At 73.7% G+C, this 17,495-nt stretch carries 12 protein-coding genes; 5 read left to right on the forward strand and 7 right to left on the reverse strand.

Translation table 11 applies throughout. The features are described 5' to 3' along the window. Nucleotides 1-79 precede the first annotated feature (79 nt). Nucleotides 80-1,084 carry an alpha/beta fold hydrolase gene (locus Apa02nite_RS01670; RefSeq protein ID WP_239164047.1) on the forward strand — a complete coding sequence of 335 codons (1,005 nt, stop codon included), beginning with the start codon at nt 80-82 and terminating at the stop codon, nt 1,082-1,084. Nucleotides 1,085-1,133: 49 nt separating this feature from the next. Then, nucleotides 1,134-1,784, forward strand: a complete 651-nt coding sequence (locus Apa02nite_RS01675) for a class I SAM-dependent methyltransferase (RefSeq protein WP_203823496.1) — start codon at nt 1,134-1,136, stop codon at nt 1,782-1,784. Here the strand turns inward: Apa02nite_RS01675 and Apa02nite_RS01680 are convergent. The 3 genes from Apa02nite_RS01680 to Apa02nite_RS01690 all read right to left on the reverse strand — a co-directional run bounded on the left by Apa02nite_RS01680 (nt 1,775) and on the right by Apa02nite_RS01690 (nt 6,288). Beyond that, the gene (locus tag Apa02nite_RS01680) at nt 1,775-4,006 is read right to left on the reverse strand and encodes a putative bifunctional diguanylate cyclase/phosphodiesterase (RefSeq protein WP_203823497.1); all 2,232 of its coding nucleotides are present in this window, start codon (nt 4,004-4,006) and stop codon (nt 1,775-1,777) included. The genes Apa02nite_RS01675 and Apa02nite_RS01680 overlap by 10 nt on opposite strands. A 63-nt stretch (nt 4,007-4,069) precedes the next feature. Beyond that, complete coding sequence (locus Apa02nite_RS01685) at nt 4,070-4,738, reverse strand: response regulator (RefSeq protein WP_067697988.1); 669 nt, start codon at nt 4,736-4,738, stop codon at nt 4,070-4,072. After that, on the reverse strand, nt 4,735-6,288 hold the full coding sequence (locus Apa02nite_RS01690; protein ID WP_203823498.1) for a sensor histidine kinase: 1,554 nt from the start codon (nt 6,286-6,288) through the stop codon (nt 4,735-4,737). Before Apa02nite_RS01690 ends, Apa02nite_RS01685 begins: the two co-directional genes overlap by 4 nt. An 83-nt stretch (nt 6,289-6,371) precedes the next feature. Between Apa02nite_RS01690 and Apa02nite_RS01695 the strand changes: the two genes are divergently transcribed. The 3 genes from Apa02nite_RS01695 (at nt 6,372) to Apa02nite_RS01705 (ending at nt 10,078) form a co-directional block, all read left to right on the forward strand. Beyond that, nucleotides 6,372-7,778, forward strand: a complete 1,407-nt coding sequence (locus Apa02nite_RS01695) for a cation:dicarboxylate symporter family transporter (RefSeq protein WP_203823499.1) — start codon at nt 6,372-6,374, stop codon at nt 7,776-7,778. A 474-nt stretch (nt 7,779-8,252) separates the two neighbouring features. Beyond that, on the forward strand, nt 8,253-9,260 hold the full coding sequence (locus Apa02nite_RS01700; RefSeq protein WP_203823500.1) for an ATP-binding cassette domain-containing protein: 1,008 nt from the start codon (nt 8,253-8,255) through the stop codon (nt 9,258-9,260). After that, nucleotides 9,257-10,078 carry an ABC transporter permease gene (locus Apa02nite_RS01705; protein WP_203823501.1) on the forward strand — a complete coding sequence of 274 codons (822 nt, stop codon included), beginning with the start codon at nt 9,257-9,259 and terminating at the stop codon, nt 10,076-10,078. The genes Apa02nite_RS01700 and Apa02nite_RS01705 overlap by 4 nt, the downstream gene beginning before the upstream one ends. A 5-nt stretch (nt 10,079-10,083) precedes the next feature. Here the strand turns inward: Apa02nite_RS01705 and Apa02nite_RS01710 are convergent, their stop codons facing one another. The 4 genes from Apa02nite_RS01710 to Apa02nite_RS01725 form a co-directional block, all read right to left on the reverse strand. Next, entirely contained in the window at nt 10,084-13,605 is a 3,522-nt protein-coding gene (locus tag Apa02nite_RS01710; RefSeq protein WP_203823502.1) for an AfsR/SARP family transcriptional regulator, read from the reverse strand. A gap of 225 nt (nt 13,606-13,830) precedes the next feature. Next, complete coding sequence (locus Apa02nite_RS01715; RefSeq protein ID WP_067697978.1) at nt 13,831-14,487, reverse strand: response regulator; 657 nt, start codon at nt 14,485-14,487, stop codon at nt 13,831-13,833. Continuing rightward, entirely contained in the window at nt 14,484-15,605 is a 1,122-nt protein-coding gene (locus tag Apa02nite_RS01720) for a sensor histidine kinase (protein WP_203823503.1), read from the reverse strand. The genes Apa02nite_RS01715 and Apa02nite_RS01720 overlap by 4 nt, the downstream gene beginning before the upstream one ends. Nucleotides 15,606-15,757: 152 nt before the next feature. Beyond that, nucleotides 15,758-17,272, reverse strand: coding sequence for a hypothetical protein (locus Apa02nite_RS01725; RefSeq protein ID WP_203823504.1), 1,515 nt, complete (start codon nt 17,270-17,272; stop codon nt 15,758-15,760). Between the last annotated feature and the right edge of the window lie 223 nt (nt 17,273-17,495).

Here is a 17,495-nt window from a genome sequence, read left to right on the forward strand (position 1 = left end):
AGTGTGCCCCGTCACACATCAACCCGTCAACTGGTTGGACCAGTTTCCCGCATCGGCGGACGGCAGCGATAATCGGCTCGTGCAGCAGCGGCTCGATCGGGTGGTGACGGCCGGCGGCGCCACCGTGGCCTACTCGTCGGCGGGCGCGGGCCGGCCGCTGGTCTACGTGATGGGCTGGCTCACCCACCTCGAGCTGGGCTGGGAGCTGCCGGCCGAGCGGGCCCTCTACGAGGCGCTCGGCGCGGGCTGCCGGCTGGTCCGCTACGACCGGGCCGGCTGCGGGTTGTCGCCGGCCGCGGACCGGCCGGCGTCGCTGGATTTCGAACTCGAGCAGCTGGCCGCGGTCACGGCCGCGCTGCGCGAGCCGTTCGACCTGATGGGTACGTCGATGGGCGCGCCGGTCGCGGCGGCCTGGGCCGCACAACACCCCGAGACGGTACGCCGGCTGGTCCTCTACGGCGGCTGGGCGCGCGGCGACGAGCTGTCCCCGCCGAGCGTGCGCGAGCACCTCCTGGGGCTGGTCGAGGCGCACTGGGGGCTGGGCTCGGACGTGCTCGCCGACATCTTCGCCCCGGACGCCGACGGCCCGACCCGCGCCGCGATGGCCCGCTACCAGCGCGCCTGCTCGACCGCGGCGACCGCCCGGGAGCTGCTGGCGCTCAGTTACCGGCTCGACGTCCGCGACCAGCTGGCCCGGGTGCGGGCGCCGACCCTCGTGGTGCACCGCACCGGCGACCGCGCCGCGCCGGTCGCGCAGGCCGAGGCCCTGGCCGCCGGGATCAGCGGCGCCGGCCTGGTGCTGCTGCCCGGCCGCTCGCACCTGCCGTACGCCGGTGACCGGGACGAGCTGGTGCGGGTGGTCCGCCGGTTCCTCGGCCTGCCCGCCGCCCGGCGTCGCACCGGCACGCTGACCGCCCGCCAGCGCGAGGTGGCCGCCCTGGTCAGCCAGGGCTGCACGAACCGGGAGATCGCGGCGCGGCTGGGCATCGACGAGCGCTCGGCCGAGGGGCACGTGGAACGGATCCGGCTGCGCCTGGGATTCCGGTCCCGGGCCCAGATCGCCGCCTGGTTCGCCGCACAGTGAGGTATTTCCCCGCCTGACCGGCCGGCCGGATCGGCGCAGAGTCGACGCCATGACTGAACTGTCCGCACCACCCTTCCCGGTGCACCCGATGCGCGGCCCGTTCAACGCCGCGTTCTTCAGCGTGCTGGGCCCGTACATCGAGTGGCACGTGCGCCGGCACAAGCGGCGGGTGTTCGCCGACCTGCCCGAGAACGTCGTCGAGCTCGGCTCCGGCGTGGGCGCGAACCTGCGCTACCTACGCCCGGGTTCGACGCTCGTCGCCGTCGAACCCAACCGGCCGATGCACGCCCGGCTGCGGGCCGCCGCCGGACGCCGCGGCGTGGACCTGGATCTGCGCGAGCGGGTCGCCGAGCACACCGGGCTGCCCGACCGCAGCGCCGACGCGGTGATCTCCTCGCTCGTGCTGTGCACGGTGACCGATCCGGCCCAGGTGCTGGCCGAGGTGCGGCGGGTGCTGCGCCCGGGCGGCACGTACCGGTTCGTCGAGCACGTCGCGGCACCGGCCGGCACGCCGACCCGCTACCTGCAACGGGCGCTGCGCCGGCCGTGGGCCTGGACGTTCGAGGGCTGCTCGTGCGAACGGGACCTGGCCGCGCTGGTGCGCGCGGCCGGGTTCGCCCGGGTCGACATCGAGCCGTACCGGCTGCACAGCCCGTTCGTCTCGTTCAACACCCAGATCGCCGGGATCGCCTACGCCTGATCGACGACGAGGGCGCGCGGGGTGAAGTCCGGCTCCGGGACCGGCTTGCCGAAGAAGTAGCCCTGCGCGTACTCGTAGCCGAGCTCGCGCAGGTACGCCGCCTGCTCCGCGGTCTCCACACCCTCGGCGACCGCCCGCAGCCCCAGGCCCTTGCTGACGTGGATCAGCGCGTCCACGATCACCGCCCGGCCACCGCCCGCGATGATCTCGTCGACGAACGACTTGTCCACCTTCAGCACGTCCACCGGCACGGTACGCAGCAGGCCCAGCGACGAGTGGCCGGTGCCGAAGTCGTCCAGGGCGATCCGCACCCCGGTCCGGTGCAGGGTCTCCACCGCGTGCACCGCGGTGCCGCCGCCGAACAGCGCGGTCTCGGTCACCTCGACCAGCAGCGCGGCCGGTTCCAGCCCGCACTCGGCCAGGATCGCGGCCACCACGTCCGGGAACTCCGGCTCGCGCAGCTGCCGGGCCGAGACGTTGACGCTGATGTAGCTCGGCGCGGCGGCGCCCAGGTCGCGGCGCCACCCGGCGAACTTGTGGCACGACGTGCGCATCACGAACTCGCCGAGCTCGACGATCAGCCCGTTGTCCTCGGCGACCGGGATGAAGTCGACCGGGCTGACGAACCCGCGGACCGGATGGTGCCAGCGCACCAGCGCCTCGACCGCCTCGAACCGGGTCGTGGTCAGCTCCACGATCGGCTGGTAGACCACCCGGAAGTCGCCGTCGTCGAGGCTGTGCCGCAGGTCCGCGCCGAGCTGCGCGGCCGCGTCGGCGCTCTCGTCCAGCTCGGCCGTGTAGATCATCAGCTGGCTGCCGGCCGCCTTCGCGGCGTACCGGGCGGTGTCCGCGCGGCGCACCAGCTCCGGCACCGGTACCGCGCCGCAGTACTCGCTGTCGGCCACCCCGAGCCGGGCGTTGAGCAGCAGCTCGTGCTCGCCGGAGACGACCGGCCGGCGCAGCAGGTCGACCAGCCGGGCCACCACCGTCTCGCCCTCGTCCTTCCGGGTGTCCAGGACCAGCACGGCGAACTCGTCGGCGCCCATCCGGGCCACCGCGTCACCCTCGCGCAACGAGGCGCGCAGCAGCCCGGCCACCGCGGCCAGCGCCTGGTCCCCGGCGGCCCGGCCGAGCCGGTCGTTGACGTGCTTGAACCCGGCCAGGTCGATCATCACGAGCCGGCACGGGCCGGCCGCCACGCCCCGGATCGCCTCCTCCTCGAACGCGCGCCGGTTCGGCAGCCCGGTCAGGTCGTCGCGCATGGCCAGGTCGTGCAGCCGGCGGGCCTGGCTGTGCACCCGCTTGATGTACCCGGACATCCGGGTCACCACCAGGACGAACAGCGCCATCGAGCCGATGCCGACGGCGAGCCAGCTCATCTGCCCGCCGCCGCGCTCGCCCTGCACCAGCAGGATCGCCGGCACCAGCAGCATCGAGGCGGTCAGCACCAGCAGACGGCTCCAGCCCAGGCTCTCCTCCTCCTCGGCGATCGCGGTGGCCTGCGCCGGGTGGGCGGCGGCGGCGGACCAGCAGACGTACGCGAACAGGTAGCCGGCGTAGACGTACGAGCCGTAGGCGTACATCGCGTCGGGCAGCAGCGTGTAGACCACGTTGCCGGCCAGGATCACCACGCCGCCGACGGTGAGCAGCCACATCCCGGCGGTCCGCGGCCCGCGGCGCAGCAGCATCGGCACCAGCAGCGCGCAGAGCAGCACCCCCATCGTGGGGTAGCCGGCCGTGGTCGCCCGGGTCATCGGCGACACCCCGGAGTCGACCACGATCGGCTCGATCACGAACGTCCAGTACGCGATCCCGACGCTGATCGCCACGATCGCCGAGTCGATCAGGTTGCCCGACCAGATCGGGCCGCGCCGCCGGGTCAGCAGGAACAACGCGATCATCAGCAGCGGGTAGGCGCCCAGGTAGAACCCGTCCGCCCAGGACGGGAACGGCACGACCCGGCCGGACAGCTGCTGGGTCGCGTAGACCAGGTCACCGGCGAACCAGGTGCCGACACCGGCCACGAAGACCAGCCACGCGCCGCGCTGCGCCCGGTGCCGCCGGTGGGCGCCGACCACCATCACCGCGCAGGAGCCGACCGTGACCAGCGAGGAGATCAGCACGGCCGGCCAGGCGTACGGCAGCAGCGAATAGCCGGCCGCGGCAGCCGTGCCGCCCAGCAGCCAGGCGAGCCACCACGGGGGACGCCGGAGACCCGTCACATCCGGTCAGTTCGGCACGAGTGCCGCGGAGTTGAGCCCCAGGCCGAACCCGGTCCGGCGAGTTCAGGCCGGGCGGTACTCCACCTCCGGGCGCCCCGGTCCGCCGTACCGCGGGCTGCGGACCGCCCGCCCGGCCTCGGCCAGGTGCTCCAGGTAGCGCCGCGCCGTCACCCGCGACGTGCCGGTGCGGGCCGCCACCTCGGTCGCCGACAGCCCGCCGGCCGCCTGCAACGCCGCGCGGATCAGGTCGAAGGTGGCCGGGTCCAGGCCCTTCGGCAGGCTGTCCGGCGGGCCGCCGCGCAGCGTGGCGAAGACCCGGTCGATCTCGTGCTGGGCGGCCACCTCGGACACCTCGCGGACCTGCGCGCGATACAGCGCGTACCGGTCCATCCGGTCCCGGAACGCGGCAAACGTGAACGGCTTCAGCAGGTAGTGGGTCACGCCCAGCGCCACCGCCTGCCGGACCACGCCCAGGTCCCGGCTCGACGTCACCGCCAGCACGTCGGCGCCACTGCCCGCGGCGCGCAGGGCCCGCACCAGGTCCAGACCGTGCCGATCCGGGAGGTGGAGATCCAACAAGATCAGATCAACCTCTTGGGTACGCAGGACCGCCATCGCGTCGCGCGCCGTGTGCGCCACGCCGACCACCTCGAAGCCCGCGATCCGCTCGGTGTACGCCCGGTGGGCCTGCGCGATCAGCGGCTCGTCGTCGACCACCAGCACGCGGATCACGCCGGCACCGGCAGCCGTACGGTGAGCACCGCGCCGTGCCCGGTCGCCTGGTCGATGCGGTAGCTCCCGCCGTACCGCTCAGCGACCTGCCGGACCAGCGACAACCCGACGCCGCGCCCCGGACCCGGTTTGGTCGACCAGCCGCGCCGGAAGGCGGCGGCGGCCTGATCCGCGGTCAGACCCGGACCGGTGTCGCTCACCTGGACCAGCACCTCGTCGCCGTCCTGGCGCACCAGCACCCGCACCCGGCGCGGCGCCGGCCCCGCACTGACCGCCTCCAGCGCGTTGTCGATCAGGTTGCCGGCCACCGTGAGCAGGTCCCGGCTGGGCAGCGCCGAACCGTCCAGATGCGACGCCGGGTCCACGGTCAGCTCGATGCCGCGCTCACCGGCCTGCGCCGACTTGCCGAGCAGCAGCGCGGCCAGGGCCGGTTCCCGCACCGCGCCGACCACCTGGTCGGTCAGCTGCTGTGCCAGCGCCAGCTCCTCGGTGCCGAGCCGGACCGCCTCCTCCGGCTGTCCGAGTTCGACCAGGGTGAGCACGGTGTGCAGCCGGTTCGCCGCCTCGTGCGCCTGCGCCCGCAGCGCCTCGGTCAGCCCGCGCACCGAGTCCAGCTCCCCGGTCAGCTGGCGCAGCTCGGTGTGGTCGCGCAGGGTGAGCACGGTGCCCAGGGTGCGGCCCTCGAACCGGGTCTCGCGGCGGCTCACCACCAGGATCCGCTCACCGGCGAGGACCGGCTCGTCGACCATCGGGTGCCGCTCCGCGATCAGCCCGGCCACTTCGGCGGGCAGGTCGGCCGGGCCGGCGGCGGGCGCACCGAGCAGCCGGCGCGCCTCGTCGTTGATCAGCTCGACCCGGCCGTCCCGGCCGACCACCACGAGACCCTCGCGGACCGCGTGCAGGACCGCGTCGTAGTACTCGTACATCCGGGTCATCTCGGCCGGGCCGAGCCCGTGCGTCTGGCGGCGCAACCGGCGGCTGAGCAGCCCCGACCCGGCCGCGGCCAGCAGCAGCGCCGCCCCGGTCCCGGCCGCCACCGCCGGGAACTGCGCCATCAGCGCCCGGTTGATCGCCGCGGTGGTGATCCCGACCGCCACCAGCCCGACGATCGTCCCGGTCTGCGCGCGGATCGGCACCACCGCGCGCCACGAGTCGCCCAGGCTGCCGTGGTACTCCTCGACCACCGTCCCGCCGGCCAGCGCCCCGGCCACCGTCCCGGCGAACGGCCGGCCGATCAGATCCGGGCTCGGGTGCGTGTACCGGGTCCGGTCCGGCGCCATCACCACGATGAAGTCGGTGCCGGTGGCCAGCCGGGTGGTCTCCGCGTAGGGCTGCAGCACCCGGCTCGGGTCGGCGGCGCCCAGCGCGCCGATCACGGCCGGCGTGTGCGCGATCGTCTCGGCCACCGCGGTGACCTCCCCGATCGCCGCGTTCCGGGCGTCACGCCGGGCGAGCAGCACCGCACCGGTGGTGCAGACCGCCACCAGCAGCGTCACGACCAGTGCCTGCAGTGCGAACAGCTGCCGCGCGATACTCCAGCGTCGGGTCATGGGGGGCCGATCTGCGTTTCGGGACGGTGAACAGAATGACCGTAATCGTGATCCCGCTTGAGACCTAGACCACAGTCACGGCCATGAAGGATCGCACCCGCTACCTGTATCCGGCCGTGATCGTGGCCGTACTCCTCGGCATCGCCGTAGGCCTGCTCGCACCGGACGTCGCGGTGGAGCTGAAGCCGATCGGCACCGGATTCGTCAACCTGATCAAGATGATGATCAGCCCGGTCATCTTCTGCACCCTGGTGCTGGGCGTCGGCTCGGTACGGCAGGCCGCCAAGGTCGGCAAGGTCGGCGGCCTCACCCTCGGCTACTTCCTGACCATGTCCACCGTGGCCCTGGCCGTCGGCCTGCTGGTCGGCAACCTGATCCACCCCGGCTCCGGCCTGCACCTGGACGCGTCGCTCGCCGCGGCCGGGCAGAAGCAGGTCGGCGAGACCGCGAACGAGACCACCGCGGACTTCCTGCTCGGCATCATCCCGACCACCCTGATCTCCCCGCTGGTCGGCAGCGAGGTGCTGCAGACCCTGCTGGTCGCGCTGCTCGTCGGCTTCGCGCTGCAGTCGATGGGCGCCCGGGCCGAACCGGCGCTGCGCGCCATCGGCGTCTTCCAGCGCCTGGTCTTCCGGGTCCTGGCGATGCTGATGTGGCTGGCCCCGATCGGCGCGTTCGGTGCGATCGCCGCGGTGGTCGGCTCGGCCGGCGTGGACGCCCTGATCAGCCTCGGTCAGATCATGCTCGGCTTCTACCTGACCTGCGCGATCTTCGTGTTCGGGGTGCTCGGCCCGCTGCTCTGGCTGGTCGCCCGGATCAACATCCTGCGGCTGTTCAAGTACCTGGCCAAGGAGTTCCTGCTGATCCTGTCCACCTCGTCGTCCGAGTCGGCGCTGCCCCGGCTGATCGCGAAGATGGAGCACATCGGGGTCAGCAAGCCGGTCGTCGGCATCGCCGTGCCGACCGGGTACTCGTTCAACCTGGACGGCACCGCCATCTACCTGACCATGGCGTCACTGTTCATCGCCCAGGCGATGGGCAACCCGCTCTCGGTCGCCGAGCAGATCTCCCTGCTCCTCTTCATGATCATCGCGTCGAAGGGCGCCGCCGGTGTCACCGGCGCCGGCCTGGCCACCCTGGCCGGCGGCCTGCAGACGCACCGGCCGGAGCTCGTCGACGGGGTCGGCCTGATCGTCGGCATCGACCGGTTCATGTCCGAGGCCCGGGCGCTGACCAACTTCGCCGGCAACGCCATCGCGACCGTGCTGATCGGGGTCTGGACCAAGGAGTTCGACCGGGAGAAGGCCGAGGCGGTGCTCAGCGGCAACGACCCGTTCGACGAGACCACCATGCTCGACGACGACCACGGCCCGTCCGGCACTCCCGCACCGCCGTCGGCGCCCGCCTCCCCCGCCCTGTCCGCGCCCGCCTCTCCCGCGCTGTCCGCGCCCGCCTCTCCCGCCGCGCCGGGCAGCACGCCGGCCGTCTGATCCCGGCCGGCCGCGCTCCGCGCCCTCCTCCCCGGGGCGCGGCGCCGGGCGTCTGATCCCGGCTGGCCGTCAGGGGTGCCTCCCGGCCCGGGAGGCACCCCTGACGGCCAGCCACCACCGAGACCGACAGGCCTCGCCGCGCCTACCCCCAGGGGCGCTGCGGGGCCTGTCCCCGTGTCGGCGGGGCCTGTCCGGGCCCGCGGGGCCTGTCCGGGCCCGCGGGGCCTGTCCGGGCCCGCGGGGCCTGTCCGGGCCCGCCGGGCCGCCGGGTGCCGCGGGTGCCGCCGGGGCCGCGGGTGCCGCCGGGGCCGCGGGTGGCCCGGGTGGCCCGGGTGTCCCGGGTGTCCGCGGGGTCTTTTCCCTGTCGCCGGGCCTGTTCTCGCGCTGGCACGGCCGTGCCAGCGCGATGTGCGGATCATGCCAGCGCTAACCCGCACGCTTCCCCTGTCGACGAGAGAGCTCGACGACGACGGGATGAGGGGGGCGAGAATCGTGGACGATCTCGTAGTGCGCGCCGAAGGGTTGCGCAAACGCTTCGGGAACACCCAGGCACTCGACGGGGTGGACCTGGCCATGCGCCGCGGCACGGTGCTCGGCGTGCTCGGGCCGAACGGGGCCGGCAAGACGACCGCGGTGCGGGTGCTGGCGACACTGCTGCGCCCGGACGAGGGCACCGCGTTCGTGGCCGGCATCGACGTGCTGCGCGAGCCGCAGAAGGTCCGCCGCCGGATCGGCCTGACCGGCCAGTACGCCTCGGTCGACGAGGACCTGACCGGCACCCAGAACCTGGTGCTGATCGGCCAGCTGCTCGACCTGACCACCCGGGACGCCCGCAAGCGCGCCGTCGAGCTGCTCGCGTGGTTCGACCTGACCGAGGCGGCCGGACGACCGGCCAAGACGTACTCCGGTGGCATGCGCCGCCGCCTCGACCTGGCTGCCAGCCTCGTCGGTCACCCCGAGGTGATCTTCCTGGACGAGCCGACCACCGGCCTCGACCCGGCCAAGCGCGAGGACATGTGGGGCGTCGTGCGCAACCAGGTCGCGCAGGGCTCCAGCGTGCTGCTGACCACGCAGTACCTCGAGGAGGCCGACGCACTCGCCGACGAGATCGTGGTGATCAACCACGGCAAGGTGATCGCCCAGGACACCCCGGACGGGCTCAAGCGCCGCGTCGGCGGACAGACCCTGCGGGTGCGCCCCGCCGACCCGGGCCGGCTGCCGGACGTGCTCCGGATCCTCGACGCGGTCGCCGCGCCCGGCATGAACGCCGCACCCGACGGCTCCGCCGGATCCCGGCCGGGCGCCGCCTCGGTCCCGGTCACCGGGGACCTGGCCCTCGACGAGGTCGTCCCCGCGCTGCGCCACGCCGGCATCGCGGTCAACGAGCTCGGCCTGCACCTGCCCAGCCTGGACGAGGTGTTCCACACCCTGACCGGCGACCACGACGACACCATCGACAAGCGCTCGGAGGCCCTGGTATGACCGCCGCCGTCCTCACCGGCCCGGACCGGCTCGACCACCCGCGCGGCGGCTCGTTCGCCGCACTGCTGCGGCACAGCGGCGCGCTCGCCAAGCGCAGCCTGATCAAGACCACCCGGACGCCGGAAGCCCTGATCGACGTGACGATCCAGCCGGTCATCTTCCTGCTGATGTTCACGTACCTGTTCGGCGGCGCCATCGCCGGCGTCGGCGGCCGGCAGGGCTACCTGCAGCTCCTGCTGCCCGGCATGCTCGCCCAGTCGCTCGCCATGGGCAGCATCGCGCTCGGCCAGAACCTCAACGCCGACATCGAGAAGGGCGTCTTCGACCGGTTCCGATCACTGCCGGTCTCCCGATCGGCGCCCCTGGTCGGCGCGGTGCTGGCCGACATCGTCCGCTACTTCACCGTCTGCGCGGTGACCCTGGGCGTCGGCTCCATCATGGGCTTCCGGATCGAGACCGGCGCGTCGGAAACCGTGGCGGCGGTCGCGCTCGCCATCGGGTTCGGCCTGTGCTTCGGCTGGGTCTCGGTCTGGGTCGGCATGCTGGTGCGCACCCCGGGCGCCGTGCAGGGCGTGATGTTCCTGCTGGTCTTCCCGCTCTCGTTCGGCAGCGACGTGTTCGTCCCGGCCGATACCCTGCCCGGCTGGCTGCAGGCCTTCGTGCACGTCAACCCGATCACCCACCTGGTCGGCGCGGAACGCGGCCTGCTGATCGGCGGCCCGGTCGCCCACCACCTGATCATCACGCTGGGCTGGATGGCCGGCCTGCTGGTGGTCTTCGTCCCGCTGGCGCTGCGCGCCTACAACAAGCGCGCCTGAAGCTTCTAAGCCTCGAGCGCACGGTGCAACTGGCCCGGGTCCGCCCGGGCCAGTGCCGTGCCCGCGTCCAGACTCCAGCCCGCCGCGTACGCCTCGGCGAACCCGTCCTCCCCCAGCGCCGCCCGGCTCTTCGCGGTCAGCGCCGCCACCTGCAGATCGGTCGGATCGTGCGCGCCACGCAGCCGGGCCGCCGCGCCGAGCAGCTGCGCCGTGTCCCGCGGCCGGCCCAGCAGGTCGGCCAGCCCGGACGCGCCGACCGCGACCAGCGACAGGATCGGCATGTCCCGGGTCTCCTGCGCCGCCGCGTACGCCTTGGTCAGCGCCCGCTCGGCCAGCACCGGATCACCGCGGCGGATCGCCACCGCGGCCCGGACCCCCTCGATGATCGCCGTGCCGTGGTCGCCGCTCATGAACTCGAACGGGTCGGCACCCGCCCGCGCCTCGGCCTGCCTGATCAGCTCCTCGGCCCCGTCCAGGTCACCGAGCGCGACGAGCATCCCGGCCTCCAGCGCGTCCAGCAGCATGTTCATCTCCGGCGACATCGACCGGTCGGCCCGCACCCGGGCGCCCTGCAACGCGGCCCGTGCCTCGTCGGCCTCACCGCGCCGCAGGTGCAGATCGGACCGGCGCAGATCGATGAAGATCTCGTCACCCAGGTCCAGCGACCCGAACTCGCCGGCCAGCGCCTTCGCCGTGGTCAGGTCCGCGAGCGCGCCGTCCAGGTCACCCTCGTACTGCCGCAGCAGCGCCCGCAACGGCAGCACTGTCGCCTGGCCCCAGCGGTCACCGGCCGCCCGGAACCCGGCCAGCGCCGCGGTCACGTCCAGCCGGACCTGCGCCACGTCACCGTTGTTCTCCGAGACCTGCGCCCGGAACAGCTGGGCCAGCGCGGTCACCCAGCGGTCCGGACCGGCGATCAACTCGTCCATCCGGGCCCGGGCCGCCTCCGGCTCCTCGGCCATGTAGAGCACCACGGCGGACAGCGCGCCGATCATCCCGGGCAGCCCCGGCTGTGCGATCAGCCGTCCGGCCAGGTCCCGCAACCGCTGCCGGCGCTGCTCCGCGCTCTCCAGCACCATGGTGTGCTCCGAACCGAACCGGTTGAGCATCAGCACCGCCTCGGCGCAGTCGGTGGTCAGCTGGTCCCGCTCCCCCGGCACCGACAACGCCTCGTGCAGCCAGAACGCGGCGTCGGCGTGCCGGCCGAACATCTGCCAGTACCAGCACAGCCCCATCGCCAGCCGCAGCGCGCCCTCGGCGTCACCCTCGTCGCACAGGTGCCGGATCGCGGCCAGGGCGTTGTCGTACTCGGCGCGCAGCACCCGCAGCGCGTCCAGCTGCTCGGCGGTGCGCAGCCGCGGATCGTGCTCGGCGACCAGCTCCGCCAGATGCCGCGCGGCCAGCCCACGGACCACGGACAGCGTGCCCTGCTCGGCGAGCCGGTCGATGCCGTACTCCCGCAACGTCTCCAACATCCGGTACCGCCCGTCCGGCGACCGCTGCAGCAGCGACTTGTCGACGAGCGCGGCCAGCAGATCGGTGACCCGCGCCCGCGCCCGGCCCGCTGCCGCCGCCCCGCCGGCCGGCACCACGGTCGCCTGCGCAGCCGGCACCACGGTCGCCCCCGCGGCCGGCACCACGGTCGCCTGCGCAGCCGGCACCACGGTCGCCCCCGCGGCCGGCACCACGGTCGCCTTCACGGCCGACACCGCCGTCGCCGAGCTCACGGTCACTCCGCCGGGCAGCACCGACACCCGCTCGGCCAGTGCCCGCTCGTCGTCGTCGAGCAGCTGCCAGCTCCAGGCGATCACCGCGCGCAGCGTCCGGTGCCGGGGCAGCGCCGTCCGGCTCCCGGTGGTCAGCAGCCGGAACCGGTCGTCCAGACCGTCCGCCAGCTCCCGCAACTCGAGCGTGCGCAGCCGGGCCGCAGCCAGTTCCAGAGCCAGCGGCAAACCGTCCAGCCGGCGCACGATCTGCACCACGTCGGTCACCGTCGCGGCGTCCACCACGAACCCGGGCAGCACCGCGGCGGCCCGCTCGGCGAACAACCGCACCGCCGGAGCCACCCGCGCCTCGTCCACCTCGGAGCGCTCCGGCACACCGAGCGGACCGAGCGGCACCAGCGCCTCGCCGTCCACCGCCAGCGGCTCCCGGCTGGTCGCCAGGATCCGCAACCCCGGGCAGCGCACCAGCAACGCCGTGGTCAGGTGCGCCACCGCGTCGATCAGGTGCTCGCAGTTGTCCACCAGGAACAGGCACTCCCGCCCGGCGAACTGATCCACCAGCACGTCGATGTCGGTGCGCCCCTCCAGCCGCAACCCGGACTTCTCGAACAGCGCCGCGGCCCGCAACCCGGTCGCGGTCAGCACTGCCGCCGGCAGCTCGGCCGGCGCGGTCACCGACGCCAGATCGATCAGCCAGACCCCGTCGCGGTAGTCCCCCCGCCGCCGCCGCGCCGCCTGGGTCGCCAGCCGCGTCTTCCCGGCCCCACCCGGCCCGAGCACCGTGATCAATCGCCCGGCGACCAGCAGATCGTCGATCCGCGCGAGGTCGGCCTCACGGCCGATGAAACTCGTCAGTGGTTCCGGCAGATTGCTGGCTCCCGGCCGTGCGTCCTTGCCGGGCACGTCGTGCAGCCCCACCTCCGCTTCATCCCCGGTGCCGTCTTCGGTTCCACTACCTCTATCGCTCTCGTCGCCCCGGCCGGTTCTGTCCGCACGGCCGTTTCTGTCCTCGCGGCCGGTTCCGTCGTCGCCCGCGGTCGCCGGCAGGTCGGAGCCGCGCAGCAGCCGCAGGTGCCGGTCCCGCAGCGCCGCGCCAGGATCCGCGCCGAGCCGGTCCGCGACCTCCTCGCGCACCCGCTCGTAGAGGGCCAGCGCGTCGGCCTGCCGCCCCTGCACCGCGAGCGCGTCCATCAGCAGCGCGGTCACCCGCTCGTCGAGCGGATGTTCCTCGAGCAGCCGGGTCAGCCGTCCCTCGGCCGCGTCATACCGCCCGAGCAGCAGATCCGCCTCCGCGACATCGGCCAGCGCCACCGCCACGGCCCGCCGCAGCCGCACCCCGACCGCCTCGGCCACCGCGCCCACCTCGGCAGCCAGGGGTCCGCGCGCCAGCCCGGCCGCCTCGCCGAGCAGCTCGGCGGCACCCTGCGCGTCACCGGCCCGCAGCTTCTGCCGCCCGGCGGCGGCCACCCGCTCGAACCGGATCACGTCCACGTCGTCCCCGGCCACCACGAGCCGGTACCCGCCTTCGTCCTGAGTGACCGTCTCCGCCTCGCCGAGCACCCGGCGCAACCGGGACACCAGCGACTGCAGCGCGTTCGCCGGATCGGCCGGCCGGTCCTGCGGCCACAGCGCGTCGACGAGCGTCGCGGCACCGACCGGGCGCCCGGCAGCCAGCGCCAGCCGCACGAGCAGTCCCCGCAGCCGCGCGCCCGGCACCGTCAGATCGGCGTCCCCGCGGCAGACCCGCAGCGCACCGAACAGCTCGACCCGCAACCGCCCGGCACGCACCCCGTGCTCGCTCACGGTGCGATCCTCTCGCGCCCTGTCGAGGAACCCCAAATCTCCTGTCCCAAGCTCACAGGTCCGGAGTCATCCTAGGAGGCTAGTTCGCATCCCTGCGACCGCTGCGGCACGGGTCCGGGGACCAGGCCACCGCGGCGCGCGCGAGGAAACCCGGCCGCTCCAGCGCGCGCCGGGAGACCGGGCTGCCGCGGTGCCCGCCACGAATCCAGGCCACCGCGGCGCCCGTCAGGAGACCAGGCCACTCCGATGCGCCAGGATCACGGCCTGGACCCGGTCCCGGAGCGCCAGCTTCGTCAAGATCCGCGACACATACGTCTTCACCGTCTCCTGGCTGATCACCAGCCGCCCGGCGATCTCCGCGTTCGACAACCCCTCCGCGATCAGCCGGAACACCTCCACCTCCCGCGCGGTCAGCACGCCGAGCCGCTCGTCCGGCGCCGCCCGGGCCGGCTTGACCCGGTCACCGAACCGGCCGACCAGCCCGCGGGTCACCGCCGGCGCCAGCAGCGCCTCACCGCGCGCCACCGTCCGGATCCCGTCGATCAGCTCGACCGGCTGCGCGTCCTTGAGCAGGAAGCCGCTCGCACCGGCCTGCAGCGCCTCGAAGACGTAGTGGTCCAGGTTGAACGTGGTCACCACCAGCACCTTGATCGGGTCGAGGACGTCCGGGCCGGCCAGCCGCCGGGTCGCCTCGATGCCGTCGAGCAGCGGCATCCGGATGTCCATCACCACCACGTCCGGGCGCAACCGCAGCGCCTCCCGCACCGCCGCCTCACCGTCGGAGGCCTCGCCCACCACGTCCAGGTCCGGCTGCAGTCCGAAAACGGTCACGAACCCGGCCCGGATCAGCGCCTGGTCGTCACAGACCAGCACCCGGATCACGAGGGGCTCCCGATCGGCAGGAACGCCCGTACCGTGAAATCGCCATCCGGACCACCGCCCGCGTCGAACGTTCCGCCGAAAACCTTGACCCGCTCCCGCATCCCGGTCAGGCCGCGCCCGGGCCGGACCTCGCCGCGCAGCGATCCTGCGGTGATCACCTCGACCTCGGTACCGTCGCTGCCGTGCCGCACCCGCACCCGGGTCGGCCGCCCGCGCGCGTGTTTCACCGCGTTGGTCAGGCCCTCCTGCACCACCCGGTGGATCGCCAGGCCCAGGCCACCGTCCGGTCCCGGCCCGCCCTCCTCGACGAAGTCCACCGGCTGGCCCGCGCGACGCATCCGGTCGGCGAGGTCCGCGAGGCGGCCCGAGGCAGGTTCCAGGTCGGCTTCGCCGCTTTCCAGTACGCCGAGCAGCCGCCGCAACTCGGTGAGCGCCTCCCGCCCGCTGCGGCTGACCGCCGTGACCGACGCGCCGGCCCGCTCCGGATCCGGCCCGATCAGGAACCCGGCCGTGTCGGACTGCACCACCATCGCGGTCACGTGATGGGTGACCACGTCGTGCAGTTCCCGCGCGATCCGCCCACGCTCCGCCGTGATCGCCTCGCCGACGCTCTCCCGGCGCTTGCGAGCCTCCTCGGCCTGCCGCGCCCGCACCCACGCCCCGGCGCCCCAGCACCCGGCGAGCACCGCGCCGAACGTCAGGTAGTCGATCACCCGCTCGTCCGCTCCGCGCAGATGCACCAGCACCGCGAGCAGCGCGTACCCGCCCACCGCGGCGCCGCCGACGACCTGCCGGAACCGGTCCTGGTGCGCACCCGCGCTGTAGAGCGCGACCAGCAGCGCGAGCCCCGCCACCGTCGTCGGGTACCCCAGCGTCTGATGCACCACGAACGCGATCCCGACGACCGCCAGGCAGACCGCCGGCCAGCGGCGCCGCAGCACCAGCGCGGACGCCTGAACCAGCAGCAGCACGAGCCCGAGCGCGTCGGTGCCGCGCAGGTTCAGCTCACCGATCGCGAGGCCGAGCTCCGCGATCCCGGGCACGAACGCCGCCCCGATCAGCAGGGCCGCCCCGACCGCGTCCCGGATCATCGGGTCCAGAGATCTCCACCAACGCACGCGGGGAGCCTAGCCGGGCCCACGAACCGGCCGGAAAACCCTTCCCATTCATTGACACCTATGTTTTTCTGACCTCGGGACCGTCCTCCCACTGATGTTCCGCCCCCAGGCCGGCGCCCTCCCCACCCCGAGGGGAGGGCGCCGGCGTCTGATCAGAGCTGGTCGCTGATCCACGCCAGGCACGTCTTGTCCACGTCGGCGAACGGCTTCTCGAACACGTTCCGCGACGCCACGTCGGCGGTGTTGCCGGCGCGGGCCGCGGCGCTCACGAACGCCACCGTCCGCGGCTCGCCGAACGTGCGGGAGAGACAGTCGACGGCCAGATGCCCGTACCCGTAAAAGGCGTTGATCTTCTTGGGGTCGTCCCAGTCGAGCGAACTCACCTGGAGACTTCGCGGCCGGCCCGCCCCGCCGAGCAGCTGACGGACGGCGGGCATCCGCGGCGACTGCGCGGAGCGGCTCGGGTAGCGGCCGATGTACTCGGCGATGCCCTCGGTCAGCCACTCCTCGTGCAGGTCGAGCGCCACCTGCTGACCCGTCGTGTTGATGTTGCCGAGCGAGACCACGTGGCCCATCTCGTGCTGGACGGTGGCGGCCAGCCCGGCCCGGGTGCCGTTCCCGCTCATTTTGATCATGATTTCGCTCTGCACGCCGTTGATCGGGATCGTCAGTCCGATCACCGCCTTGTTCCGCGCCATCGGGCTGCGGAACCAGCGCTGCCACTGCTTGTCGTCGGCCAGGTAGACCCGGTAGCGCTGCTGCGGGTTGCCGAACAGCCCCGCGAACCGATCCGCGACGACCGCGGCCTTCTCGGCCACCGCGAGCGCCTCCGTCACCCGGCCGGCGACCGCCGGGGCCGCGGCCACCGTGACCCGCTTCCCCTCGGCGAAGACCAGGTCACCGGTCTGCCACGGCATCGGCTCCCGGGACGACTCCGGCGGGTCCGCGACCACGCTGCCGATCAGGTACCGGCCGGCGGCCCGGGTGAAGGCGAACGTCTCCCGGATCCGCGGCGCGCCGAGTTCCACTCCGCCCACCGGCATGATGGCCGGGCAACTCGTCAGGCTGAAACAGAACCCGGAGTAGATCGTGTCCCGGAACCCCTGGTCACCGTCCTCGACGGCGGGCGTGTTGCCCCGGGAATAGCTGAAGTGACTGACGTGCAGCGCCCGCAGCACCCGGAACCGTTTGCGGAAATACGCCACGGTGTCGACCTGGGCCGGATCGACCGGCGCCATCCAGCCGGCCTCGTCCCCGCGGATCAGCGCGGCGGCCTGCTCCTGCAACATCCCCATCACCGCGCCGACCGCTTCCCCGGCTTGCCCGGCATTACCGGCATTCCCGGCTTTGTCTGCGCCGCCCGCGCCCGCCGGACCTGGCGCGCCACCCGCCGGTCCCGCCGCCGCGCCCGTTCCCGCAGCTCCCGCAGCTCCCGCAGCTCCCGCGGCCCCCGCGGCATTCCCCGCCGCGTCCGCCGCCGAGGTCGCCGCCGACGGTCCCGCGCCGCCCCGGCCGGCCACCGCGACGACCACCCCGGCCATCGCCACGACCGCGACCACCCCGAGCACGACCAGCCGCCGGTTCACCCCGCTCGCGGCCCCGGCAGCCGGCGGCGGCGTGACCGATTCCGGCTCCGGCCGAGCCGCCCTGATCCCATGCTCGGTCATCGCTCTCCCCATCGCCGGACATCACCGTCAGCCATCGATCTAACCCGATGCGTAGCGGTTCCGATAGCTCCCGTCCACCCCCATCCCGCATCCTTTCGGTACGTATACGGAGGGCGGCCGCCCGCAGGCTCCGAGCCGAGTCCCGCCCCTGAGGCCACCGCAAGACCGCAGCCTCTCCCGACCGCCGCGCGCCCCCGCCCCCGCGGCTGGCCCTCCGGGGTGC

The sequence above is a fragment of the Actinoplanes palleronii genome, assembly GCF_016862315.1.
GTDB classification, from domain to species: domain Bacteria; phylum Actinomycetota; class Actinomycetes; order Mycobacteriales; family Micromonosporaceae; genus Actinoplanes; species Actinoplanes palleronii.

What these genes read in the sequence shown, in the direction of transcription:
- Apa02nite_RS01675 (WP_203823496.1), top strand. Translation starts at nt 1,134, where the DNA reads ATGACTGAACTGTCCGCACCACCCTTCCCGGTGCACCCGATGCGCGGC.
- Apa02nite_RS01690 (WP_203823498.1), bottom strand. Translation starts at nt 6,288, where the DNA reads ATGACCCGACGCTGGAGTATCGCGCGGCAGCTGTTCGCACTGCAGGCA.
- Apa02nite_RS01695 (WP_203823499.1), top strand. Translation starts at nt 6,372, where the DNA reads ATGAAGGATCGCACCCGCTACCTGTATCCGGCCGTGATCGTGGCCGTA.
- Apa02nite_RS01700 (WP_203823500.1), top strand. Translation starts at nt 8,253, where the DNA reads ATGAGGGGGGCGAGAATCGTGGACGATCTCGTAGTGCGCGCCGAAGGG.
- Apa02nite_RS01705 (WP_203823501.1), top strand. Translation starts at nt 9,257, where the DNA reads ATGACCGCCGCCGTCCTCACCGGCCCGGACCGGCTCGACCACCCGCGC.
- Apa02nite_RS01725 (WP_203823504.1), bottom strand. Translation starts at nt 17,272, where the DNA reads ATGACCGAGCATGGGATCAGGGCGGCTCGGCCGGAGCCGGAATCGGTC.